Source organism: Streptomyces sp. PCS3-D2 (assembly GCF_000612545.2).
Taxonomy (GTDB): Bacteria; Actinomycetota; Actinomycetes; order Streptomycetales; family Streptomycetaceae; genus Streptomyces.
This window is the reverse complement of sequence record NZ_CP097800.1, coordinates 4,543,528-4,566,810: the sequence shown is the minus strand read 5'-3', so window position 1 is coordinate 4,566,810 and position 23,283 is coordinate 4,543,528. Positions and strand designations below refer to the sequence as shown.

16 protein-coding genes and 1 tRNA gene are annotated in these 23,283 nt (G+C 72.2%); 10 read left to right on the top strand and 7 right to left on the bottom strand.

Going from position 1 to position 23,283, the window contains the following annotated elements; all coding sequences use genetic code 11:
- Positions 1–43: 43 nt before the first annotated feature.
- Entirely contained in the window at positions 44–3,577 is a 3,534-nt protein-coding gene (mfd, locus tag AW27_RS20135; RefSeq protein ID WP_037925227.1) for a transcription-repair coupling factor, read from the bottom strand.
- Positions 3,578–3,820: 243 nt separating this feature from the next.
- On the opposite strand from mfd, the gene AW27_RS20130 reads away from it, so the two are divergent.
- A complete protein-coding gene (locus AW27_RS20130; protein ID WP_037925224.1) occupies positions 3,821–5,236 on the top strand; it encodes a DUF2079 domain-containing protein in 1,416 nt (471 codons plus the stop codon).
- Positions 5,237–5,329: 93 nt separating this feature from the next.
- Here AW27_RS20130 and AW27_RS20125 read toward each other — a convergent pair whose 3' ends face one another.
- Together AW27_RS20125 and AW27_RS20120 are read right to left on the bottom strand one after the other, a co-directional pair.
- Positions 5,330–7,915, bottom strand: coding sequence for an ABC transporter permease (locus tag AW27_RS20125; protein WP_037925221.1), 2,586 nt, complete (start codon positions 7,913–7,915; stop codon positions 5,330–5,332).
- Complete coding sequence (locus tag AW27_RS20120; protein ID WP_370466695.1) at positions 7,912–8,688, bottom strand: ABC transporter ATP-binding protein; 777 nt, start codon at positions 8,686–8,688, stop codon at positions 7,912–7,914. The genes AW27_RS20125 and AW27_RS20120 overlap by 4 nt, the downstream gene beginning before the upstream one ends.
- 341 nt (positions 8,689–9,029) lie before the next feature.
- Here AW27_RS20120 and AW27_RS20115 point away from each other — a divergent pair, with 341 nt between their 5' ends.
- Positions 9,030–10,643 (top strand): MFS transporter, encoded by a 1,614-nt coding sequence (locus AW27_RS20115; protein ID WP_106967635.1) that lies wholly within the window; start codon positions 9,030–9,032, stop codon positions 10,641–10,643.
- Positions 10,644–10,715: 72 nt separating this feature from the next.
- The gene (locus tag AW27_RS20110; protein ID WP_236647751.1) at positions 10,716–11,558 is read left to right on the top strand and encodes a hypothetical protein; all 843 of its coding nucleotides are present in this window, start codon (positions 10,716–10,718) and stop codon (positions 11,556–11,558) included.
- A 60-nt stretch (positions 11,559–11,618) separates the two neighbouring features.
- On the opposite strand, the gene AW27_RS20105 is transcribed toward AW27_RS20110, so the two are convergent.
- The 3 genes from AW27_RS20105 to AW27_RS20095 all read right to left on the bottom strand — a co-directional run bounded on the left by AW27_RS20105 (position 11,619) and on the right by AW27_RS20095 (position 16,069).
- Positions 11,619–12,479, bottom strand: coding sequence for a DivIVA domain-containing protein (locus AW27_RS20105; protein WP_172671372.1), 861 nt, complete (start codon positions 12,477–12,479; stop codon positions 11,619–11,621).
- A gap of 154 nt (positions 12,480–12,633) precedes the next feature.
- On the bottom strand, positions 12,634–15,084 hold the full coding sequence (locus AW27_RS20100) for an SUKH-4 family immunity protein (RefSeq protein ID WP_052031140.1): 2,451 nt from the start codon (positions 15,082–15,084) through the stop codon (positions 12,634–12,636).
- Positions 15,074–16,069, bottom strand: coding sequence for an SMI1/KNR4 family protein (locus AW27_RS20095; RefSeq protein ID WP_078556797.1), 996 nt, complete (start codon positions 16,067–16,069; stop codon positions 15,074–15,076). Before AW27_RS20095 ends, AW27_RS20100 begins: the two co-directional genes overlap by 11 nt.
- A gap of 230 nt (positions 16,070–16,299) precedes the next feature.
- Between AW27_RS20095 and AW27_RS20090 the strand changes: the two genes are divergently transcribed.
- Together AW27_RS20090 and AW27_RS20085 are read left to right on the top strand one after the other, a co-directional pair.
- Positions 16,300–16,860, top strand: a complete 561-nt coding sequence (locus tag AW27_RS20090; protein ID WP_037925206.1) for a YwqJ-related putative deaminase — start codon at positions 16,300–16,302, stop codon at positions 16,858–16,860.
- A gap of 2 nt (positions 16,861–16,862) precedes the next feature.
- The gene (locus AW27_RS20085) at positions 16,863–17,375 is read left to right on the top strand and encodes an SUKH-3 domain-containing protein (RefSeq protein WP_037925204.1); all 513 of its coding nucleotides are present in this window, start codon (positions 16,863–16,865) and stop codon (positions 17,373–17,375) included.
- Between the two features lie 75 nt (positions 17,376–17,450).
- On the opposite strand, the gene AW27_RS20080 is transcribed toward AW27_RS20085, so the two are convergent.
- Positions 17,451–18,734: a sensor histidine kinase gene (locus AW27_RS20080; RefSeq protein WP_037925200.1), complete on the bottom strand. Its 1,284-nt coding sequence runs from the start codon at positions 18,732–18,734 to the stop codon at positions 17,451–17,453.
- A 335-nt stretch (positions 18,735–19,069) separates the two neighbouring features.
- On the opposite strand from AW27_RS20080, the gene AW27_RS20075 reads away from it, so the two are divergent.
- From AW27_RS20075 to pth, 5 genes are all read left to right on the top strand, one after another.
- A tRNA-Gln gene (locus AW27_RS20075) sits at positions 19,070–19,144 on the top strand.
- A gap of 107 nt (positions 19,145–19,251) precedes the next feature.
- Entirely contained in the window at positions 19,252–20,697 is a 1,446-nt protein-coding gene (glmU, locus tag AW27_RS20070; RefSeq protein WP_037925198.1) for a bifunctional UDP-N-acetylglucosamine diphosphorylase/glucosamine-1-phosphate N-acetyltransferase GlmU, read from the top strand.
- 133 nt (positions 20,698–20,830) lie between these two features.
- On the top strand, positions 20,831–21,808 hold the full coding sequence (locus AW27_RS20065; protein ID WP_037925196.1) for a ribose-phosphate diphosphokinase: 978 nt from the start codon (positions 20,831–20,833) through the stop codon (positions 21,806–21,808).
- A gap of 189 nt (positions 21,809–21,997) precedes the next feature.
- Positions 21,998–22,585: a 50S ribosomal protein L25/general stress protein Ctc gene (locus tag AW27_RS20060; RefSeq protein WP_037925193.1), complete on the top strand. Its 588-nt coding sequence runs from the start codon at positions 21,998–22,000 to the stop codon at positions 22,583–22,585.
- Between the two features lie 99 nt (positions 22,586–22,684).
- On the top strand, positions 22,685–23,275 hold the full coding sequence (gene pth / locus AW27_RS20055) for an aminoacyl-tRNA hydrolase (RefSeq protein WP_037925191.1): 591 nt from the start codon (positions 22,685–22,687) through the stop codon (positions 23,273–23,275).
- Positions 23,276–23,283: the final 8 nt, after the last annotated feature.

Below are 23,283 nucleotides of genomic sequence, written 5' to 3'. Positions count from 1 at the left end.
GCGGGCGGGGGAGCCCCCGCTCCCCCGCCGCGGCAGCCGGCCCCTACGAGCCGAGGATGGTGGTGAGGAACTCGCCGGTCCAGGCGAGCAGTTCCCGGCCGACCACCGGCTTGCCGCCGATCCTGCCCGTCTTGGGGCGGGGAACCAGCACCTGCGAGGTGGCGGGCTTGAGTACCGATCCCGGGTACAGGCGCCCCAGGCGCAGCTCCTGCGACTCGCGCAACTCGACCGGGCCGAAGCGGATGTTGTTGCCCTGGAGAGTGATGTCGCCGACCCCGCAGGCCCGGGCCAGCATCCGCAGCCCGGCCACCAACAGGAGGTTCTCCACCGGCTCCGGGAGCTTGCCGTAGCGGTCGGTGAGTTCCTCGCGCACGGCCTTGATGTCGGCCTCGGAGGCGGCCGAGGCGATGGACCGGTAGGCCTGGAGACGCAGCCGCTCGCCCGGCGCGTAGTCGTGCGGGACGTGCGCGTCGACCGGCAGCTCGATCTTGACCTCCAGCGGCGGCTCCTCCTCCGCCGCGCCCTCGACGGCGGCCCGGTAGTCGGCCACCGCCTCGCCCACCATGCGGATGTAGAGGTCGAAGCCGACGCCCGCGATGTGACCGGACTGCTCGCCGCCGAGCAGGTTGCCCGCGCCGCGGATCTCCAGGTCCTTCATCGCCACGTACATGCCGGCGCCCATCTCGGTGTGCTGGGCGATCGTCGCGAGCCGCTCGTGCGCGGTCTCCGTCAGCGGCTTCTCCGGCGGGTACAGGAAGTACGCGTACCCGCGCTCGCGGCCGCGGCCGACCCGGCCGCGCAGCTGGTGCAGCTGCGAGAGGCCGAAGTTGTCGCCGCGCTCGACGATGAGGGTGTTGGCGTTGGAGATGTCGATGCCGGACTCGACGATGGTGGTGGAGACGAGGACGTCGAACTTCTTCTCCCAGAAGTCGACGACGACCTGCTCCAGCGCCTGCTCCGACATCTGGCCGTGCGCCGTCGCGATCCGCGCCTCGGGCACGATCTCGCGCAGCTTGGCCGCCGCCCGGTCGATGGACTCGACCCGGTTGTGGATGTAGAAGCACTGGCCCTCGCGCAGGAGTTCACGGCGGATGGCCGCGCCGATCTGCTTCTCCTCGTACGGGCCGACGAAGGTGAGCACCGGATGGCGCTCCTCCGGCGGGGTGGTGATCGTCGACATCTCGCGGATGCCGGTCACCGCCATCTCCAGGGTGCGCGGGATCGGCGTCGCCGACATCGTCAGCACGTCGACGTTGGCACGGAGCTTCTTCAGCTGCTCCTTGTGCTCGACGCCGAAGCGCTGCTCCTCGTCGACGATGACCAGGCCCAGGTCCTTGAACCGCGTCTCCTGAGAGAACAGCCGGTGGGTGCCGATGACCACGTCCACGGAGCCCTCTTTGAGCCCCTCCAGGGTGGCCTTCGACTCGGTCTCGCTCTGGAAGCGGGACAGCGCCTTCACGTTGACCGGGAACTGGCTGTAGCGCTCGGAGAAGGTGCCGAAGTGCTGCTGCACGAGGAGCGTGGTCGGCACCAGGACGGCGACCTGCTTGCCGTCCTGGACGGCCTTGAAGGCGGCCCGGACCGCGATCTCGGTCTTGCCGTAGCCGACGTCGCCGCAGATCAGCCGGTCCATCGGAACCGACTTCTCCATGTCCTCCTTGACCTCGGCGATGGTGGTGAGCTGGTCGGGCGTCTCCGCGTACGGGAAGGCGTCCTCCAGCTCGCGCTGCCAGGGGGTGTCGGGTCCGAAGGTGTGCCCGGGCGCCGCCATGCGGGCGCTGTAGAGCTTGATGAGGTCGCCGGCGATCTCCTTGACCGCCTTCTTCGCGCGCGCCTTGGTCTTGGTCCAGTCGGCGCCGCCGAGCCGGTGCAGTGTCGGGGCCTCTCCGCCGACGTACTTGGTGACCTGCTCCAGCTGGTCGGTGGGGATGTAGAGGCGGTCGCCGGGCTGCCCGCGCTTGGCCGGCGCGTACTCCACCAGCAGGTACTCGCGGGTGGCGCCCTGCACCGTGCGCTGAACCATCTCCACGTAGCGGCCGACGCCGTGTTGCTCGTGGACGATGTAGTCGCCGGCCTCCAGGGTCAGCGGGTCGATCGTCTTGCGGCGGCGGGTCGGCATCCGGCCGAGGTCCTTCGTCGCGGTCCGCTGCCCGGTCAGGTCGGTCTCGGTGAGCACGGCCAGGCGCAGGACCGGGTCGACGAAGCCGTTGTCGACCGAGCCGCAGGCCACGTGGACCAGGCTCGGCTCCAGGGCTCCCAGATCCGGCTCCAGCCGGGCGGCGATGCCCTCGCCGGCGAGCACCTCGACGGTGCGGGCGGCCGGGCCGTGGCCCTCGGTGAGGTAGACGGTGTGCCAGCCGTCGGCGATCCAGCCCTTGGTGTCGGCCAGCGCGCGGGCGGTGTCGCCGCGGTAGGCCTCCGGGGCGTGCATGCCGAGCGTGAGCGTGTCGCCGCCGGAGGCGTCCCCGTCGGCGGCGAACGGGGAGATCGACCACCACATCATGCCGAGCTCGCGGGCCTGGTCGCGGACGTCGGCGATACCGCGCAGCGAGGCGGCGCCGACGTCGATGGGGGCCTCGCCGCCGCCCGCGGTGGCCGCCCAGGACGCCATCAGGAACTCCTGGCTGGTCGCGACGAGGTCCGCGGCGCGGGTGCGTACCCGCTCCGGGTCGCAGACGACGGCCATCGCCCCGGCGGGCAGCACGTCGATCAGCAGCTCCATCTCGTCGACGAGGACCGGGGCGAGGGACTCCATGCCCTCCACCGCGATCCCCTCGGCGATCCGGCCCAGCAGCTCGCCGAGCTCCGGGTGCGCCTCGGCGAGGGCCAGGGCCCTCTCCCGCACCGCGTCCGTCAGCAGCAGCTCGCGGCAGGGCGGCGCCCACAGGCCGTGCTCGGCGATCTCCAGGGACCGCTGGTCGGCGACCTTGAAGTAGCGGATCTCCTCGACCTCGTCACCCCAGAACTCCACGCGCAGCGGGTGTTCCTCGGTGGGCGGGAAGACATCGAGGATGCCTCCGCGCACGGCGAACTCACCGCGCTTCTCCACCAGCTCGACGCGTGCGTACGCGGCCGCCGACAGGGCCTCGGTGACCTCTCCGAGATCGGCGGTCGCGCCCTGGCGCAGGCTCACCGGGACCAGCTCGGCCAGGCCCTTGACCTGAGGCTGGAGCACGGAACGGATGGGCGCCACGATCACGCTCACGGGACCCGCGGCCGGGTCGTCCTTGCTGGGGTGCACCAGGCGGCGCAGTACGGCCAGCCGGCGCCCCATGGTGTCGCTGCGCGGGCTGAGCCGCTCGTGCGGCAGCGTCTCCCAGGACGGGTAGTCGGCCACCTCGTCGGGCGGCAGCAGGGAGCGCAGCGCGGCGGCCAGGTCCTCGGCCTCGCGCCCGGTGGCGGTGACCGCCAGGACGGTCCGCCCGGTCTGCCGGGCCAGCGCGGCGATCGCGAAGGGGCGTGCGGCGGCCGGTCCGACGAGGTCCACGTGCATGCGGTTGCCGTCACCGGCCGCGGTGACCGCCTCGGTGAGTGCGGCGTCCCGGGTGACGGCGTCGAGCAGTCCGTGCAGGCTCATGAGGCGGCTTTCCGTCCGGTGAGGGGGCAACGCGAAGGACCCGACACGTCGTACGGGCCGGGGGTTCCCACCCTACGACGGCGCCCGCACCGACGCGCGAGGGATTCGGGTCACGGCGCGGGCGCGGCTCCTCGTCATCCTGGAGGCGTCGCTCCCGCTCTACGATGTCCACGTACCCACCGCCTGAGCTCGCCGCGTCCTTCCCGCAGGAGTTCACGCCGAACGGCCGAGGAGCACGAGTCCGTGACGAGCGATGCCATAGCCCGCCCGGCGCCGGCGGCCCAGGCCCCTTCGAGGGCGGAACCGGTCCGCCGGGGCGGACCCTGGCTGGTGGCCTCCGGGCTGTTCCTCGTCTACCTCGTCCTGTCCGTCGGCCGGTTCCGGCGCATGGACTGGCCCTCATGGGATCTGGGGATCTTCGAGCAGGCGATTCGCGCGTACGCCCACCTCCAGGAGCCCGTCGCCGACCTGAAGGGGCCGGGGGCCAACATCCTCGGGGACCACTTCAGCCCGATCATCGCGCTCGTCGCCCCCGTCTACCGGGTCTTCCCCGGGCCCGTCACCCTGCTGGTCGTACAGGCCGCGCTGTTCGCGCTCTCCGCCGTCCCCGTCACCCGGGCGGCCGCACGGCTCCTCGGCCGGGGCCGCGGCATCGCCGTCGGTGTCGCGTACGGCCTGTCCTGGGGCGTCCAGCGGGCGGTGGAGTTCGACTTCCACGAGATCGCTTTCGCCGTGCCGCTGCTGGCCTTCGCCCTGGAGGCGGTCCTGGCCGGGCGCTGGCGGACCGCCCTGCTGTGGGGGCTGCCGCTGCTTCTCGTCAAGGAAGACCTCGGCTTCACGCTGGCCGCGCTGGCGGTCGTGGTGGCCTGGCGCAGCCGCACCACCGACCGGCGGACCGCCCTGACCGCGCTCGGCATCGCCGCGGCCGCCTGCCTGGCGGCCGTACTGGTGTTCACGGTCGTCATACCGTCCTTCGCGACCGACGGCTACGGCTACTGGCACAAGATCGACGGGGCGGGACCCCTCGCCGGCACCGGCACCAAGCTGGCGACGCTGGGATGGGTGCTGATCCCCACCTCCGGCCTGCTCGCCCTGCGCTCGCCGCTGCTGCTGGTGGCCGCGCCCACCCTCGGCTGGCGGTTCCTGTCCGGGGACGACCACTACTGGTCCACCGACTGGCACTACAGCGCCGTACTGATGCCCGTCGTCGCCCTCGCCCTGGTCGACGCCATCGACATCGTCCGGCGCGGCGAACGGCCCTGGCTGCGCTCCTACGCCCTGCAGCTGCCCACGGCGGTGCTCGCCGCCTCCCTCGCGCTGGCCATGACCGGCATGCCGACCGCCAAGCTCACGGAGGCGTCCACGTACGCGAAGCCCGACCGCGTCGTCGCGATCGAAGCGCTCCTGAGCCGGATCCCCGACGGGGCCACCGTGGAGGCGGACACCACCCCGCTGACCCGGCTGACCTCCCGCTGCCGGGTCCTGTGGATCGGGGGCAGCAAGGGCGTGGTGCCGGACTGGATCACCATCGACAACGGCAGCAAGTGGGCCGGCGAGGACCCGACCCACTACGCCTCCCAGCTCCACCCCGGCGAGCGGTACACGCTGGTGGGCGAGGCCGGAGGAGTCGTCCTGATGCAGCGCGACACCGCCGGTTGAACCGGCCGGCCGCACCGGCGGACACGGCAAGGGCACAGGCCCGGGACGGTGAGTCCCGGGCCTGTGCCCACCCCCGTACGAACGCGGCGCCGGCTACTCGCTCGCGATCGCGTTCAGGACGTTCATCCGTCCCGCCCGGAAGGCCGGGACCAGCGCGGCGAACAGGCCCACGAACGCGGACGCGGCGAACACTCCGATGATCGTCGACCACGGGATCTCCAGGACCTTCAGGCCCTCCAGCGCCAGCAGCTGCTGCGCGGTGGCCCCCCAGCCCATGCCCAGCCCGAGACCGAGCAGAGCGCCGAAGAGGGCGATGACCACCGACTCCAGGCGGATCATGCGGCGCAGCTGGCGGCGGGAAAGGCCGATGGCGCGCATCAGGCCGATCTCGCGGGTCCGCTCGACCACCGACAGGGCCAGGGTGTTCACGACGCCCAGGACCGCGACGACGATGGCGAGGCCGAGCAGGCCGTAGACCATGTTCAGCAGCTGGCCGACCTGGTCCTTCAGCGCCTGCTTGTAGTCGGCCTGGTCGCGCACGACGTACTGCGGGTAGTCGCCCATGGCCTCCTTGACCGACTGGTACGCCGCCGCGTCGGACTGCCCGTCCTTCGCGGTGGCCAGCAGCATGAAGGGCAGCGGCATCCGGTCCGCCGGCAGGTTGGCCCGGGCGGTCTCGGTGCTGATGTACTTCATGCCCTTGTCGAGGTTGCCCTCGTCGCTGGTGATCGCCGCGACCTTCAGCGTGACCGTGCTGCCGCCGGTGAAGGCGACCGTCATCTCGTCACCGAGCTCGATGCCGTGCGCGGTGGCGTAGAGGGAGCCGACCGACATGGAGCCCGCGCCGTAGGCCGCCGCGTGCTCGCCGGCCGTCATCTTGCGCCGGATGTCCTTGGCGTACGTCGGGTCGGTCGCGCCGAGGCCGGTCTCCTCGGTGGTTCCGTCGGGCGCGGTGAGCTTGACGTCCACCAGGCGGTAGGCGGTGACGTGGTCGAGGCCGGCGGTGGCGCGCAGCGCCTGCTCGGCCTGCGGCAGGACGGGCTGGCGGGCCTCGGAGGCGACGATGTAGTCCGCGCCGACCGACTTGTCGAGCTCATCGGTCGCGGAGGCCACCATCGAGGAGCCGACCACCGACAGGCAGGCGACCAGCGCGAGGCCGATCATCAGCGCGGCGGCGGTGGCGCCGGTGCGGCGCGGGTTGCGCAGGGCGTTGCGCTCCGCGAGCCGGCCCACGGAACCGAAGGGCCGCAGGACCACACCGGAGAGCACCCGCACCACGCCCGCGGCGAGCAGCGGGCCGATCACGATGAAGCCGATCAGGGTGAGGACGACGCCCAGGCCCAGCCAGAGGGATCCGGCCGCGGCCTTCTCGGCGGCGGCGGCGAGGTAGAGGGCGCCGCCGCCGACGGCGGTGAGGACCAGGCCGAGGACGGCCCGGACCCGGCCGGCCTTCTTGTCCCCCGGGGTGCCGGACTCGCGCAGTGCCGCCATCGGGGAGACCTTGCCGGCTCGGCGGGCCGGGACGAAGGCGGAGACGACGGTCACGATCACGCCGAGGACGATGCCCGCGACGGGAGTGGTCCAGGCGATGGTCAGGTCGTCGGTGGACAGGTGCATGCCCATCTGACCCATGAGGGCCATGAGGCCGACGGCCAGGCCCACGCCCGCCGCCACACCGAGGACCGAACCGACCACGCCGAGCAGGAGGGCCTCGACGACCACGGACTGCAGGACCTGCCCGCTGTCGGCGCCGATGGCACGCATCAGGCCGATCTCGCGGGTGCGCTGGGCGACCAGCATGGAGAAGGTGTTGAAGATCAGGAAGATGCCGACGAGGAAGGCGATGCCGGCGAAGCCGAGCATGACGTACTTCATGACGTCGAGGAAGGCGCCGACGTCCTTGCGGTTCTCGTCCGCGGCTTCCTTGGCGGTCTGCAGGGTGTAGGTGTCCGCGCCGACGGCCTTCGCCACGTTCGCCTTGAGCTGCTCGTCGCTCACCCCGTCCTCGGCGGTGACGTTGACGTGCGTGAAGGAGTCGGGCGAGCCGAGCAGCGCCCGCTGCGCGGTGGCCGTGTCGAAGTAGACGATGGCCGCGCCCGGATTGGTCACGGTGAAGGTGGCGATGCCGGTGATCGTGGCGCGGGTGTCGCCGGTGACGGCGATGGTGCGCAACTCGTCACCGAGCTTCAGGCCGTGCTTCTTCGCGGTGTCGGCGTCGACCATCATCTCGGTGGGGCCGCGCGGCGCCCGACCCGAGGTGATCTTCATGGACTTGAGCTCGTTGTCGCTCCAGTTGCCCGCGATGGTCGGCGCGCCGGTGGTCGAGCCCATGTTCTCGTTCTTGGCGTTGACCACCGTGACGGCCGTCGAGACGACGCCGCCCTCGGCGCTCTTGACGCCCTCGGCCTTACCGACCTGCTCGACCACCGAGCCCGCCAGCATCTCGGGCTTGCCCCGGTCGGGGGCCTCGTCCCCGCCCTCGGCGTCCTTGGGGCTGACCGTCACGTCGGAACTGGTGACGGCGAACAGCTTGTCGAAGGTGGTGTTCATGGTGTCGGTGAATACCAGCGTGCCGCAGACGAAGGCGACGGAGAGCAGGACCGCGACGGCCGAGAGCGCCATCCGCCCCTTGTGCGCGACGAAGTTGCGCCGCGAGGTCTTCAGGACCGTGTTGCTCATGAGGTCCGCCCGCGCGCGTCGAAGTCCTTCATCCGGTCCAAAACCTGGTCGGCGGTGGGCGCGTGCATCTCGTCGACGATCCGGCCGTCGGCGAGGAAGATGACGCGGTCGGCGTAGGAGGCGGCGACGGGGTCGTGGGTGACCATCACGATGGTCTGACCGAGCTCGTCCACCGAACGGCGCAGGAAGCCGAGGACCTCGGCGCCGGCGCGGGAGTCCAGGTTTCCGGTCGGCTCGTCACCGAAGATGATCTCGGGGCGGGCAGCGAGGGCGCGGGCCACCGCCACGCGCTGCTGCTGGCCGCCGGACAGCTCGGTCGGCCGGTGCCCCAGACGGCCGGAGAGGCCCACGGTCTCCACCACCCGGTTGAGCCACTCCGCCTCGGGCTTGCGGCCCGCGATGTCCATGGGGAGCGTGATGTTCTCCAGGGCGTTGAGCGTGGGCAGCAGATTGAAGGCCTGGAAGATGAAGCCGATCCGGTCGCGGCGCAGCCGCGTCAGCTTCTTGTCCTTCAGCCCGGTGATCTCGGTGTCGTCCAGGTGGATCTGCCCGCTGGTGACCGTGTCGAGACCGGCGAGGCAGTGCATCAGCGTGGACTTGCCGGAACCCGACGGACCCATGATCGCGGTGAACTGGCCGCGCATGATGTCCACGTCCACCTCGTCGAGGGCGACGACACGCGTCTCCCCGGAGCCGTAGGCCTTGACGACCTTCCGCGCCCGGGCCGCGACGGCAGCATGCCCTCCAGTACCCCCGTGCCTGGTTTCGGTCATTGCCGTTGTCACGGTCTGTCTCCTTCTTCGCGTGTCTGTGCGTCTGCGTACCTGCGTCGCCGTGATGAAGTCTGCGGCGGCGGGACCCTCGGCGCGCTGGTGCCCGTAGCCGTATCCACCCGGGGGTTAACCCCACCCGCGCCCCCGGGTTCGTACGTTCCAGTCAAGAAGACGCCCGGCGCCCCCACCTCCTCCGCCGGGAGGAAAGACCCCTGGCCCACAGTGCGGAGGGACCCCTAGGGGTTGTCCGCCCTTCGGACTACACGGCCTGAGGGATATCGCCCGCAGGGCGGCGGTGAGATGGTGTCCCCCGCATCTACGTGCAAGGGGAAGGAATCTCGGTGCCGACAGCGGACAGCACGGGCGGAGGTCCGGGCGACCTCCCCGCAGGGCGTGCCGGCGCCTCGCCCGGTGCGGCCGTTTCGGCCCATGACACGCCCGACGGACGGACCGTCGGACCGGCCGGACGTCCCCCGGCCCCCGTGGTCGCCTCGCTGATGCTCGGCATGGCCCTCGTCGCCCTCGACAGCACCGTCGTCGCCACCGCCGTCCCCCAGATCGTCGGCGACCTCGGCGGCTTCTCCGTCTTCTCCTGGCTCTTCTCCGGCTACCTGCTCGCCGTCACCGTCACCCTGCCGGTCTACGGCAAACTGTCCGACACCTTCGGCCGCAAGCCCGTGCTGCTCTTCGGCATCGGCCTCTTCCTCCTGGGCTCACTGCTGTGCGCGTCCGCCTGGAACATGGCCGCCCTCATCGCCTTCCGGATCGTCCAGGGCCTCGGCGGCGGCGCCCTCCAGGGCACCGTCCAGACCCTGGCCGCCGACCTGTACCCGCTGAGGGAGCGCCCGAGGATCCAGGCCCGCATGTCCGGCGTCTGGGCCGCCTCGGCCGTGGCCGGCCCCGCCCTCGGCGGCCTGCTCGCCTCCTCCGCCCACTGGCGGTGGATCTTCCTGATCAACCTGCCGCTGGCCGCCCTCGCCCTGTGGATGATCACCCGTCACCTGACCGAGCCCGTCCGCTCACCCGGCCGCCGCGGCCCCGTCGACTGGGCGGGCGCCCTCGGCGTCTTCTGCTGCGGCGGACTCCTCCTCTTCGCCCTCGTCCAGGGCGGGGTCGCCTGGCCCTGGCTGTCGGCGCCCTCCCTGGGACTGCTCGGCGCCAGCGCCGTCGCGGCCGTCGTGGTCGTCCGGGTGGAACGGCGGGCCGAGGAACCGGTGCTGCCCGGTTGGGTGTGGCGCCGGCGCACCCTCGCCGCCGTCAACCTGGCCATGGGCGCCCTGGGCCTGCTGATGGTCGCCCCGATGGTCTTCATGCCGACCTACGCCCAGTCCGTACTCGGCCTCGGACCTGTCGGCGCCGGACTCGTCATGTCCGTGATGACCCTCAGCTGGCCCGTCACCGCCGCCCTGAGCCAGCACGTCTACCGGCGCATCGGCTTCCGCGACACCGCGGCCGTCGGCATCGCCCTGGCCGCGGCCGTGCTCGGCTCCTTCACCCTGCTCCCCCACCCCGCCCGGCCCTGGCAGCCGGCGCTGATCATGCTGCTGCTCGGCGCCGCCCTCGGCCTCTTCCAGCTCCCGCTGATCGTCGGCGTCCAGTCCACCGTCGGCTGGGCCGAACGCGGCACCACCACCGCCTCGGTGCTCTTCTGCCGTCAGGTCGGCCAGAGCGTGGGCGCCGCCCTGCTCGCCGCCGTCGCCAACGCCACCGTCGCCGCCCGTCTGGCCGACGCCCCCGTACCGGGGCTCCCGCGCCACCTCGACGACGTGGCCGAGGCCCTGGCACACCCGGGCCTGCTCCCCGGGGCCGCCGCCGACCATCTGCGCGAAGCCGTGGCCGCCGCCGTGGAGCACATCTTCCTCGGCGCGACGGCCGCCGCCGTGGCCGCGCTCCTCGTCCTGCTCCTGCTGGCGCCCCGCCGGTTCCCGGTCCTGCCGGAACTGCGCGACGAGTAGCCGGAGAACCGCCTTGTCATGGCCAGGGCAGTGGGCGACCCTCGTACGCAGCACCGTCATCCGGGGGAGACCATGGCATCCGCACTGTACGCACTGCTGTTACTGGCCGCGCTGGCCGGCCCGATCGGCCTGCGGCTGCACACCAGCCCGGCCTTCGTCACCGGCCGCGACGGCCGGCTCTCCACCTCGACCGCGCTCGCCCTGGCGTGGACGGTGATCCTGGTCTGGCTCCTGCTCGCCATCCTCGGCTACGGCCTCACCGCGGGCGGCGGCGTGAGCTGGTTCCGCGGCTCGGACGGCCCGCTGTCCACACTGGCCACGGTGTACCTGCCGCTGCTCGGCGGCCCGTACGTGGCGATGATCGCCGCCAAGACCGTCGTCGGCCTGCGCGTGGAACGCGGCAGCCTCGCCAAACCGGCCGCCCCGCCGACCCGGTCGGGCCGCCGGCCGCTGCGGGAGCTCATCGCGAACGACAGCGGACGCACCGACCTCGTCGACCTCCAGTACGTCGCCTTCAGCGCGGTCACGATGCTCTACGTCGTCCTCTTCTTCCTCGCCGACGTGGGTGCGGGCCTCCCCCGCCTCCCCGAGGAAATCTGGGCCCTGACGGGCGCACCGGCCGGCGCCTACCTCGTCAACAAGCTGGCCACCCGGGCCAACCCGGTCATCACCGCGGCCTCGGTCTCCGGCGACCGCCTCACGGTCGAGGGCGGCGGCTTCACCGAAGCCCGCCTCACCCTCGACGACACCCCGCTGGACGCACGCCCCGACCCTCTGACCGGCGCCCTGACGGCCACCCTCCCGCCGTCGGCGAAACCACCCTTCACCCTGGTGGTCACAGCCCGCGGCCTGCGCAGCGACCCGTACCGCTACGAGGGCCCCACCGTCCCGGCACAGCCCGCCGCGGACCGCTAGGGGCGTGGTGCGGCCCGACCACGGCAACGCGGCGACGCGGCGACGGCGACGGCGACGGTCTCAGCCCTCCGCCGGGGCCCGCCCCGTCAGCGCCGACAGACTGGCCCGCACATGCGCCATGTGCGCCCGCATCTCCTCCTGCGCCTCCGCATGCTCCCGCAGCACCCGCTCCGTCTCCCGCGCGATCCGTTCCTGCGCCACCCGCGCCTGTGCCACCAGCTCCGCCGCCCGCGCCTCCGCGTCCTCCTGACCGTGCCGCGCGGCCTCCTGCGCCTGCGCGTGCGCCCGCCGCGCCTCCGCCAGCCCGGACTCCGCATGCCGCTCCGACTCCGCGTGGCGCGACTCCAGTTCCGCCCCCCGCACCACCAATGCGCGGTCCGCCGCCTCCCAGCGCTCCCCCTGCTCCCGCTCGCGCTCCACCCGCGCCGCCTCCGCCCGCCGCCGCACCTGCGCCAGCACCGCCGCCGCGTCCGCCCGCCACGCGGCCGCGTCCTGGCGTGCCCCGGCCCGCAGGTCGTCCGCCTCCCGCTCCGCCCGCAACAGCCCCTGTCGCGCCCGGACCTCGGTCTGCCCGCGCACCGCCTCCGCATCGCCCCGCGCCAGTTCCGCCACCCGCTCGGCACGCGCCCCGGCCGCCTCCAGCGTCGCGGACGCGTCCGCCCGCGCCTCCGCCCGTACGGCCTCGGCCTCCTCCTCCGCCAGCAGCAGGATCCGTCGGGCGCGTTCGCCCAGCTCGTCGTACGTCTGCGGGGCGAGCCCGGCCACCAGCTCACGCAGCCGCGCCGCCTCCGCCTCCATCTGCTTGGCCAGGACCGTCAGCCGCGCCACCCGCTCCCAGGCCTCGTCACGGCTCCCGGAGAGCCGGGCGAGATACCGGTCGACCTCTTCCATGCGGTAGCCACGACCTCGCACGGTCGCCATGGGTGCACTCATCCTGGATGCGCCTCTCTCGCGGGGATTCCCGTCAAGGATGCGCCATTTTGACCCCTGAAGCCCGAATGGCCGGGCCGAGCCCCCTCCGAGGGTCCCGACCCGGCCACTCACCGGATCACGCGACCACGCGATCCGGCGGACGTCACAACAACCCGTCCCACATCTGTTCCAGCAGCACTGACCACCAGCTCTCCGGCGACGCCAGCGCCGCGCTGTCGAGCCCCGCCAGATTCGCCTGGAAATCGACGGTCCAGCGGCCCGCCTGTTCCGGCGTCAGATGCTGCCGCAACCGCCACATGTGACCCAGCATCGCCATCGAACGCACGAACTGCGGCAGGCTGGAGTTCACGAACTGCGGCGGCACCGGAGCACCGCCCGGACCGCCCTCCACCGGCACCGCCACGATGTGCGCGGTCCCGTACTGCACGCACAGCGCCTTGCCGAAATCACTGCCGATGACCAGGTACGAGCCCGCGTCCGACGCCGGCTGCACCTGCCGCTGCGCCGCCAGCTCGGCCAGCGTCGGCACCGGCTGCCCCGGCACCGCCTGCGCCCAGAAGAACGGCCCGAAATCGACCGGCAGTCCCGCCCACATCAGCGTCTGCGCCACGATCTCCGGCACACCCTGGCGGGACACCGCCCGCTGGTCGAAACGGAACACGCCCTGCGGACCGAACGCCGCCGCCAGCTCCTGCCCGATCGCCTCCAAGGGAATCGCCGGCTGCAGCGGAACCTGCGGCAGCGGCGCACGCACCGGCGCGGGGCGCGCCGGACCGTCGGCGACCTGGTGCAGTTCGCCCTGGTGGGTGAGCAGGTGCCGCATGCCCTGCTGCCGGCCCGCGTGGTCCTGCCCGTACGGAGCCACGCTGGTGATCCGCACCTGCGGCCACGTCTCCCGGATCATGCGGGCGCAGTACCCGCCGGGCAGCTCACAGGACTCCAGCTCGGTGTGCAGCTCCAGGACCTGCTGCGGCGGCACGTTCATCGCGCGCAGCTCGTAGAGGATCTGCCACTCCGGGTGCGGGGTGCCGGGCGCCGAGCGGCGGATGAGCTGCTGCTCGGAACCGTCGGGCGCACGGTAGCGCAGGACCGCCTGGTAGCCGGGGCCGACCGTGGGCGCACCCGTCGGGGCCTGCGGCTGCCCCGCGGGCACGCCGGGCGGCGGACCGGGGGGACCGGGGGGCTGCGGTACGCCGGGACCCGCGAGCATCGTCGCGGCGTGGTGGGCTCCGTCACCGGGTGCACCCGGTGCACCGGGCCCGCCGGGGACGCCGGGCGCTCCCGGCGGGCCGGGAGGCTGCGACGCACCCGCACCGGGGACGCCGGGCGGGCCCGGAGGCGCCGGCGGCTGACCCGTCACCGCAGGACCCGCCAACATCGTCGCCGCATGATCCAACCCACGCCCCAACGACCCCGGAACCCCCGGCGGACCAGGAGGCGCCGGCGGACCAGAAGGCCCGGAAGACTGCGACCCACCCGCACCCGGAACCCCCGGCGGACCCGGAGGCGCCGGCGGCTGACCCGTCACCGCAGGACCCGCCAACATCGTCGCCGCATGATCCAACCCACGCCCCAACGACCCCGGAACCCCCGGCGGACCAGGAGGCGCCGGCGGACCGGAAGGCCCGGAAGACGCAGCAGGCCGGGACGCGGCCGAGTCCCCTTCCGCGTCCGGCCGCGAGACCGGGGCCTTGTCCGTCGGCGCGTCCGCGATCTCCTGCGGCGAAGACCCCAGCGCGGGCACGACGGCGGTCCTCGGCAGCTGGCTGCCGCCCGGCATCAGGGTCGTCTTCGCCTCGGAGGCCCCGGACGACCGCGGCGCGTCTTCCAGGTCCGACCCGGACAGCGGTGGCGCGAACACGGTCGCCGGCAGCGGCACGGATGCCTCGTCCGAGCCGGAGTTCACATCGGTACCCGCCCACGGCGTGGCCCCGGTCGGCACGGCCGCCGCCGTCGCCGGTACGCCGTCACTGGCCGTCGGCTCGTACGGGATCTCGCCCCCGCGCCGCAACGGCACCGCGTCCGCGGCGCCCGGAGCCGCCGCCGAACCGGACTCTTCCGGCGCGGATGCCGCATCGGCGTCGGACACCGGACCAGCACCCGGCCCCGCCCCCGCACCCGCATCGGTGGCGGCGGGCGCCGCCGGAGCCGCGGAGGAGCCGGACGACGGCACCGACGCCGCGGCCGGCCGGGGCGCGATCCCCGCCCGGTCCGCCGCCTCCTGCAACCACTCCGGCGGACTCAGCATGAACGACGTCTGCTCCGAGTCGATCCGCGGCGGCGGAACCGAAGCCTCCGAAGCCGCGGCCGACGCCACGGTCCCGTACTCCTCCTCGTACCGGCGGATCACCTCGCCCACCGGCAGTCCCGGCCACAACGTCACCTCACCGCTGTCCCGGGCGATGACCAGCCGCTGCCGGCCGCCCCCCGACACCGGACCCGCCGCGCGGTCCTCCGCCCACACCACGAACCCGAGCCCGAACTCCCGTACCCGCACCTCCCGGTGCTGGTACGCGGGCACGTCTCCGTTGATCCACTCCTCGGCGCGCTCCTGCGCCTGCGCAAACGTCACCACCGCGCCGTCACCCTTCATCCGAACCGGCACGCGCCACCGGAACCGAACGTGCGAATCCGCCGTCCACCATCAGACCGGCCACCGTCTCCAGTTCCGGCGGGTTGCCCGCCAACCGCTCCAGAAAGGCGTCGAAATCAACGCCGCACGGCAGCAACAGCCGCTCCACACGCTCCTGGACCGACCATCCGTCCCGGTCGCGGGCGTCGTCGTACGGGGAGAACCACACCGATCCGGTGCCCTCGCCCCGCACCTTCAGCGCGAGCAGCCCGCCTTGCGCGAAGCCCACGCACAGGTAGTCCTTCGTCAGGTGGTCGCGCAGGCACTTGTTGACGTAGACGAGGTCGTTGACCGCCGCCTCCTCACGCACCGTGAAGAACGGCTGGTCCACCAACAGGCCCAGGTCCACGTCCAGGCCGGCGCCCACCGGCGCGCAGCCGCCCGCCGCCTTCAGGAACGAGCGGTAGGCCTCCGGCAGCCGGTAGCCGAGATCCTCCTCGACACCCTGCACCTGGCTCTCGGACACCGACACCACGGACTTCGGGAGCCCCATGTGCACCGGACGCACCTCCTGCAACGGCCGCGTCCCGCGCTTCTCGTGGTCCACCGGAGCCGTCGCCAGACCCGCGTGATGCCGCAGCAGCGCCTTCACCTCGACCGGGACCAGCTCCATGCGCCGCGAACCCGCAACGTGGTGCCAGGTCCAGCCGTGCGGGGTCGCCACCGGACCGACCGTGTCCCACAACGCGTGCCCCGCGGCCTTCATCGCCGCGTTCGCGGACACGTAGTCCGTCAGCCTCAACTCGTCCACGCCGAAACCCTCGGGCGGTTCGGCGATCTCCACCGCCGCACGCGCGTAGGCGGAGAAGTCCGGATGCCCGGCGCCGTCCATCCGCACTCCGTGGGGATGCCGAGCTGCCCGGACCGGGTCCGGGAAATGCACGACCTGCCCCGAGTAAGCGGCGTTGGGTGGCGCGGCCTGCTGCCCGAGCCGACCTGTCGTCATGGCGGTAGCCCCCTGCTGGATCTGGCTGGTTCACCACAGCCTATGCGCTGGGGCAAGAGGCTCCCCCGCCCGCGACCCGCACACCAGCCCGACGGTCAGGAACATCCGAATTGATACGAAAATTCGACCCCGCTTCCGTATGACAGATGACATTTGGCAGGCTGTCCCCGCAGCACGGGGGCGTGCGCGAAAGCGGTCACCACCGCCGCCACGGGAGGGAAAGCGCGACCATGCAGAACACGGCAACACGTACGGAACCGGGCGACGGCACCGCCGACGCGGCCGGCTCGCCCGCCGAACCGGGCGGCCACACCGGCGACCCCCGCCTGCGCTGGAGCAGCAGCGACGGCCGGCCCACCCCACCCGTCCTGCGCTTCCGCCGGGACGGCATCCTGCCCACCGTCGCCGCCGCGCTGTCCGTGCGCGGCGAGACCCTCACCGGCACCGCCGGCAAGGGCGACCAGGCACCCGCGCTCCACCCCCTCGTCCAGGATTTCCTGGACACCCTGACCAGCGGCCAGCGCGAACGTTTCACCGGACGGTGCCCCGAAGCGATACTGCTCTCCCGCCACCTGTCCGCCGTCGAGGCCGCCCGCTCCCGGCGCGCCTCCCGCAAGCCCCTCTCCCCCGGCGAAGCCCGCCGCTCCCTCAAGCACGCGAAGATCACCGCCCGGCGCATCCGCGAGGACGGCGACCCCCTCCACGGCAGCTACGCACCCCCCTGCCGCTCCTGCGACGCCCTCCTCGCCCACTTCGGCGTACGTCCCGTCGACCTCACCCCAGCCGAGTAGCCATGACCACCACCTCCGCTTCCTACGACCGCTCCTCGACCACCCGCTTCCCGGCCGCGGTGGACTCCGCGCTGCGGACCGCCGGCTGGGAGCCGGGCCGCTGGGACGCCAAGCAGGCCGAGTACTGGGCCGACGCCCTCCGCGACCACACCACCCCCGCCGGCCACCGGCACACGGTCTTCCCCGCAGCCGTCGAGGCCTGGGCGGAGTTCGGCGGCCTCACCGTCACCGCCGGCGGACCCGGCCGGCAGATCGCCCCGACCCCGGTACGGATCGACCCCCTCACCGGGCTGCACCTCGCACGCACCTTCGCCGACCTGGGGCGGGCCCTGTCCACCCAGCTCTGCCCCCTCGGCGTCGAGGCCGACGGGGGTTCCCACCTCGCCCTGGACCGCGAAGGCCGCGTCTACGGCATCGACCACACCGGCGACTGGTACCTCGGCTCCACGCTCGACGAGGCCCTGACCCTGCTCCTGACCGGCCTCCAGCCGACACGCCTCACCACGGCGCCGTAACCCCACGCTGCGGCCCTCCACCGTGCGCTGCACCACATGGGACACCGTGAACCGGTACACCTTCCGGACAGGGCACTAGCGGAGCGGGAGGACTGCCGAGACGCGGAAGCCACCCGCGTCCGTCGGACCGGACACGAACACGCCGCCCAGCCCGAGCACCCGTTCCCGCATGCCGACCAGCCCGTTCCCGCCGCTCGGCAGCCCCACCGCGTCGGCCTGCCCCTCGCACGGCCCGTTCTCCACCTGCATCGCCACCTCGCCCTGCCGGTGCGCCAGCCGCACGACGACCCGCGCCCCCGGAGCGTGCTTGTGGCAGTTGGTGAGCGCCTCCTGCACCACCCGGTACGCCGTCTGCTCCACCTCCGCCGCGTACGCCGCCCCCTCGCCCTGCACGACCATCTCGACGGCCATCCCGGCCGCCCGCGACTGGCCGACCAACGCCTCGATCTCCTCCAGCGAAGGCCCCTCGTCCGCGCCGCCCACGAGCGCCACCGGCACCACCGGCGCCACCGGCGCCACCGGACCCACCGGCGCGGCGGTGGCCGCCACGGCCGCCTTCGGCGGCGCCCGCAGCACGCCGAGCATCTCCCGCAGCTCCGTCAGCGCCTGCCGCCCCATGTCCCCCACCAGCGCCGCGTTCTTCGCCGCCCGCGCGGGATCCTTGAGCGCCACCGCCTCCAGCGCGGCCGCATGCACGACCATCAGCGATACCCGGTGCGCGACCACGTCGTGCATCTCCCGCGCGATCCGGGTCCGCTCCTCGGTGCGCGCCCACTCGGCCCGCTCCTCGGCCCGGTCCGCCAGCAGGGAAAGCTCCCGTTCCAGCGAGTCGGCCCGCTCCTGCAGGCTCTCCATCAACCGGCGCCGGGCCCCGACGTAGAGCCCGAGCAGCACCGGCGGCACGGTCAGCGTCACCGCGACGAACCCGGACAGCGCGACCACGAACGCTGGACCGACCTCCACGTCCCCCCGCGTCTTCAGGTACATCACGACGAAGGTCGCGATCATCGACATCGAGGCGAGCGCGGCCGTGACCCGCCGGGGCACCTCCGACGAGGCGAGCGAGTACAGGCCCGCCAAGGAGAGCAGGAACCCCATCTCGGCCGGCGCCACGGCGATCCCCACCAGCACCACCGCGATCGGCCAGCGCCGCCGCAGCACCAGCGTGGACCCCACCACGGCGCCGAACAGCACGCCGACGGCCACCGGGATCCCCGCGTCGTGGGCGAAGGACACCCCCTCCCACGCGCACTCCGCCGCGGACACGCCGGCCAACGCCACGTCCATCACGGCATCCCGGCGCCGCGCCCACCACAAAGGCGGCGCGGCACGGCCTTCCACTTCCCCCGTACTGGTCATGCCGTCCAGCGTACGCAGGCGTCCCTACAGACCACCGACAGAATTCCGGCGGACGGCACGCGGTCGCAGACGCGAGCGAACCACCCGCATCATGAGACCCGAGTCCCGCATTCCGGACGACGATCGAGGGCGTGACCGGGATCCCGCGCCGCCCCGGCGACGACGCGCTCCCCCCCTCTCCGGAAGAACACCGGGGCGGAGTACCGGGGATGCCCGATCGTCCGCGTGTCCGCAGGTTGCGCGTTGTACCGTCGCATTGAGGGCGCCTGGTGCGGCATAGTGGGGTCCGCGGATTGAACCAAGTGACGAAATGTCCGGTTCACTCACATTGACTATCCCCTGTGGTGTAATTGGCAACACGGGTCACTTTGGATGATTTGTTCCAGGTTCGAGCCCTGGCAGGGGAGCCACAACGCCTTCGGGTCCTGACCGCAGAGGTCGGGACCCGTCCTCGTTTCACGGCGTTGACGCCCCGGTATCCTTCACGGGTCCACTCCCGAAGCCGAAGGGCACACCCGTGAGCGCCAACCGCCCGGCAGCCGTCGTCGTACTCGCAGCGGGTGAGGGCACCCGCATGAAGTCGGCCACACCGAAGGTCCTGCACGAGATCTGCGGGCGCTCGCTCGTCGGTCACGTCGTCGCCGCCTCCCGCGAGCTGGACCCCGAACACCTCGTCGTGGTCGTCGGGCACGCCCGGGAACAGGTCACCGCGCACCTCGCCGGCATCGACGCCGACGTCCGCACCGCGATCCAGTACGAGCAGAACGGCACCGGCCACGCCGTCCGGATGGCCCTCGAAGAGCTCGGCGGGCCGGTCGACGGCACCGTGATCGTCGTCTGCGGCGACACCCCGCTGCTGACCGGGGAGACCCTGGACCGGCTGGCGCGGACGCACGCCGCCGACGGCAACGCCGTCACCGTACTCACCGCCGAGGTGCCGGACGCCACCGGCTACGGCCGCATCGTCCGCGACGCCGGCGGCGCGGTGACCGCGATCGTCGAGCACAAGGACGCCACCGACTCCCAGCGCGCGATCCGCGAGATCAACTCGGGCGTCTTCGCCTTCGACGGCGCTCTGCTGGCCGATGCGCTCGGCAAGGTCCGCACCGACAACAGCCAGGGCGAGGAGTACCTCACCGACGTCCTCGGCATCCTGCGCGAGGCCGGGCACCGAGTCGGCGCGGCCGTGGGCAGCGACCACCGCCAGATCCTGGGGATCAACAACCGCGTGCAGCTCGCGGAGGCCCGTGCCCTGCTGAACGCGCGCCTGCTGGAGCAGGCGATGCTCGCGGGCGTGACGATCGTCGACCCGGCCGGCACCTTCGTGGACGTGACGGTGACCTTCGGGCAGGACGCGGTCGTGCACCCCGGCACGCAGCTCCTGGGGGCCACGCACATCGCCGAGGGTGCCGAGGTGGGCCCCAACACGCGCCTGCGGGACACCCGGGTCGGCGCGGGCGCCCGCGTGGACAACACGGTGGCCGAGAGCGCGGTCGTGGGCCCGCACGCGAGCGTGGGACCGTTCGCGTACCTGCGTCCGGGCACCACGCTCGGGGCGAAGGCCAAGGCCGGCACGTACGTCGAGATGAAGAACGCGACGATCGGCGAGGGCACCAAGGTGCCGCACCTGTCGTACGTGGGCGACGCGACGATCGGCGAGTACACGAACATCGGCGCGGCGAGCGTCTTCGTGAACTACGACGGCGAGCACAAGCACCACACCACGGTCGGCTCGCACTGCAAGACGGGTTCGGACAACATGTTTGTGGCACCCGTCACCATCGGGGACGGGGCCTACACGGCCGCCGGGTCCGTGATCACGAAGGACGTACCGCCCGGTGCGCTGGCCGTGGCCCGTGGCCAGCAGCGGAATATCGAGGGCTGGGTCGCCCGCAAGCGTCCGGGAAGCGCCGCCGCCACGGCTGCGCAGTCGGCGGCCTCGGAGGACTCCGGGCGCCCTTGAGGTGAACCGACCGGAAACAGGTACGTCTCGAACGGCGTACCGTGGTAGCCGCACGCAATTCGGCTGGCTCACCGTGTGCGGGACGGACGCACACGGGGGCGAGCAGCTTCAACACGTCTGAGGAGACAGTGCTGTGACCGGGATCAAGACGACCGGCGAGAAGAAGCTGATGCTCTTCTCCGGCCGCGCCCACCCCGAGCTGGCCGAGGAGGTCGCGCACCAGCTGGGAGTCGGCCTCGTGCCGACCAAGGCTTTCGACTTCGCGAACGGTGAGATCTACGTCCGCTTCCAGGAGTCGGCGCGTGGCGCGGACTGCTTCCTGATCCAGAGCCACACGGCTCCGATCAACAAGTGGATCATGGAGCAGCTGATCATGATCGACGCGCTGAAGCGCGCGTCGGCGCGTTCCATCACCGTGATCATCCCGTCCTACGGGTACGCCCGCCAGGACAAGAAGCACAAGGGTCGCGAGCCGATCTCGGCGCGTCTGGTGGCGGACCTGCTCAAGACCTCGGGTGCGGACCGCATCCTGACGGTCGACCTGCACACGGACCAGATCCAGGGCTTCTTCGACGGCCCGGTGGACCACCTCTCGGCGCTGAACGTGCTCGCGGACTACGTGGGCACGAAGGTGGACCGCACGAAGCTGACGGTCGTGTCCCCGGACGCCGGCCGCGTGCGGGTGGCGGACCGCTGGTGCGACCGGCTGGACGCGCCGCTGGCGATCGTGCACAAGCGCCGCGACAAGGACGTCGCCAACCAGGTGACCGTCCACGAGGTCGTCGGTGAGGTCAAGGGGCGGGTCTGCGTCCTGGTCGACGACATGATCGACACCGGTGGCACGATCTGCGCCGCGGCCGAGGCGCTGTTCGCGCACGGTGCGGAGGACGTGATCGTGACGGCGACGCACGGCATCCTGTCGGGCCCCGCGGCCGACCGCCTGAAGAACTCGAAGGTGAGCGAGTTCGTCTTCACGAACACGCTGCCGGACCCGTCGGACCTGGAGCTCGACAAGATCACGGTGCTGTCGATCGCCCCGATGATCGCGCGTGCGGTGCGTGAGGTCTTCGAGGACGGTTCGGTGACGAGCCTGTTCGAGGAGCAGCAGTAGCAGCAGGAGCGGTCGCCGCGTAGATCCTTTTGAAGTGCGGCCTTCCCGCCGGGTAGACTCATGAAGTTGCTCGGCGAGGGAGGCCGCACTTTCGTGTGCGGGCACTCCGTTATCGACGCGCTCTTCGTAGCAGGCCGTTTCGGCCGGGTGACTCCAGTTCCGTTTTCCGTCACCCCACGAGGAGTGAGCATGTCCGAGGTCAAGCTTTCCGCCACCCTGCGCGACACCTTCGGCAAGGGCTCTGCCCGCCAGGCCCGCCGCGACGCCCTGACCCCGGGTGTCATCTACGGCCACGGCACGGCCCCGAAGCACGTCAACGTCGAGGCCCACGGCCTGATGATGGCGCTGAAGACCCCGAACGTCCTGCTCTCCCTGGACATCGCGGGCGACGGCACCGAGCTGGTCATCCCGAAGGCCGTGCAGCGCCACCCGCTGAAGCCGGTCATCAACCACGTCGACTTCCTGATCGTCAAGAAGGGCGAGAAGGTCACCGTCGAGGTTCCGGTCGTGACCGAGGGCGAGCTGGCCGCCGGTGGCAACCTGCTGGAGACCCTGCTGACCACGGTCTCCGTCGAGACCGAGGCCACCCACATCCCGACCGAGATCACCGTCTCGATCGCGGGCCTGGAGGCCGGTGCGACCGTGCACGCCTCCGACCTGAAGCTGCCGGCGGGCACCAGCCTGGCCGTCGACGGCGAGACCGCCGTCCTGCAGGTCGTCGCCCCGCAGGCCGAGGAGCCGGCCGCCGAGGCCGAGGCCGAGGGCACCGAGGCCTGAGCCTCGCCCCCCGCTCTCAGCAGTTGCTGACCGACCGCCGTCCGGCTCCACTGGAGCGGGACGGCGGTCGTCTTCGTTCTAGGCGGTAAGGAGCTTTTGATGTCGGACGACGCGGCGCCCTGGCTGATCGTGGGTCTGGGCAATCCGGGTGCGGAGTACGCCGGGAACCGACACAACATCGGGTTCATGGTGGTCGATCTGCTGGCGGAGCGGATCGGCGGGAAGTTCAAGGCGCACAGGGCGCGGGCGCAGGTGGTCGAGGGCCGGATGGGTCCGCCGGGGCCGACGAACCGGCGGGTGGTGCTCGCCAAGCCGATGTCGTTCATGAATCTTTCGGGTGGGCCGGTGACGGCTCTGCGGGACTTCTTCCAGGTGCCGTTGGAGCGGATCGTGGCGGTGCACGACGAGCTGGACATCGACTATCCGACGCTGCGTCTGAAACTGGGCGGCGGGGACAACGGGCACAACGGTCTGAAGTCGATGACCAAGTCGATGGGTGCCGACTACCACCGGGTGCGGTGCGGCATCGGGCGGCCGCCGGGCCGGATGCAGGTCGCGGACTTCGTGCTGAAGGACTTCTCGTCCACGGAGCGCAAGGAGCTGGACTGGTTCGTGGACCGGGCGGCGGACGCGGTGGAGTGCCTGGTCTCGGAGGGTCTGGAGCGCGCGCAGTCGGCGTACAACGGGTAGCGGTTCCG

Coding starts and splice junctions, on each gene's coding strand:
- AW27_RS20060 (WP_037925193.1), top strand. CDS start 21,998: ATGTCCGAGGTCAAGCTTTCCGCCACCCTGCGCGACACCTTCGGCAAG.
- AW27_RS20110 (WP_236647751.1), top strand. CDS start 10,716: ATGGCATCCGCACTGTACGCACTGCTGTTACTGGCCGCGCTGGCCGGC.
- AW27_RS20080 (WP_037925200.1), bottom strand. CDS start 18,734: ATGACCAGTACGGGGGAAGTGGAAGGCCGTGCCGCGCCGCCTTTGTGG.
- AW27_RS20120 (WP_370466695.1), bottom strand. CDS start 8,688: ATGACCGAAACCAGGCACGGGGGTACTGGAGGGCATGCTGCCGTCGCG.
- mfd (WP_037925227.1), bottom strand. CDS start 3,577: ATGAGCCTGCACGGACTGCTCGACGCCGTCACCCGGGACGCCGCACTC.
- AW27_RS20125 (WP_037925221.1), bottom strand. CDS start 7,915: ATGAGCAACACGGTCCTGAAGACCTCGCGGCGCAACTTCGTCGCGCAC.
- pth (WP_037925191.1), top strand. CDS start 22,685: ATGTCGGACGACGCGGCGCCCTGGCTGATCGTGGGTCTGGGCAATCCG.
- AW27_RS20095 (WP_078556797.1), bottom strand. CDS start 16,069: ATGACGACAGGTCGGCTCGGGCAGCAGGCCGCGCCACCCAACGCCGCT.
- AW27_RS20105 (WP_172671372.1), bottom strand. CDS start 12,479: ATGGCGACCGTGCGAGGTCGTGGCTACCGCATGGAAGAGGTCGACCGG.
- AW27_RS20100 (WP_052031140.1), bottom strand. CDS start 15,084: ATGAAGGGTGACGGCGCGGTGGTGACGTTTGCGCAGGCGCAGGAGCGC.
- AW27_RS20085 (WP_037925204.1), top strand. CDS start 16,863: ATGACCACCACCTCCGCTTCCTACGACCGCTCCTCGACCACCCGCTTC.
- AW27_RS20090 (WP_037925206.1), top strand. CDS start 16,300: ATGCAGAACACGGCAACACGTACGGAACCGGGCGACGGCACCGCCGAC.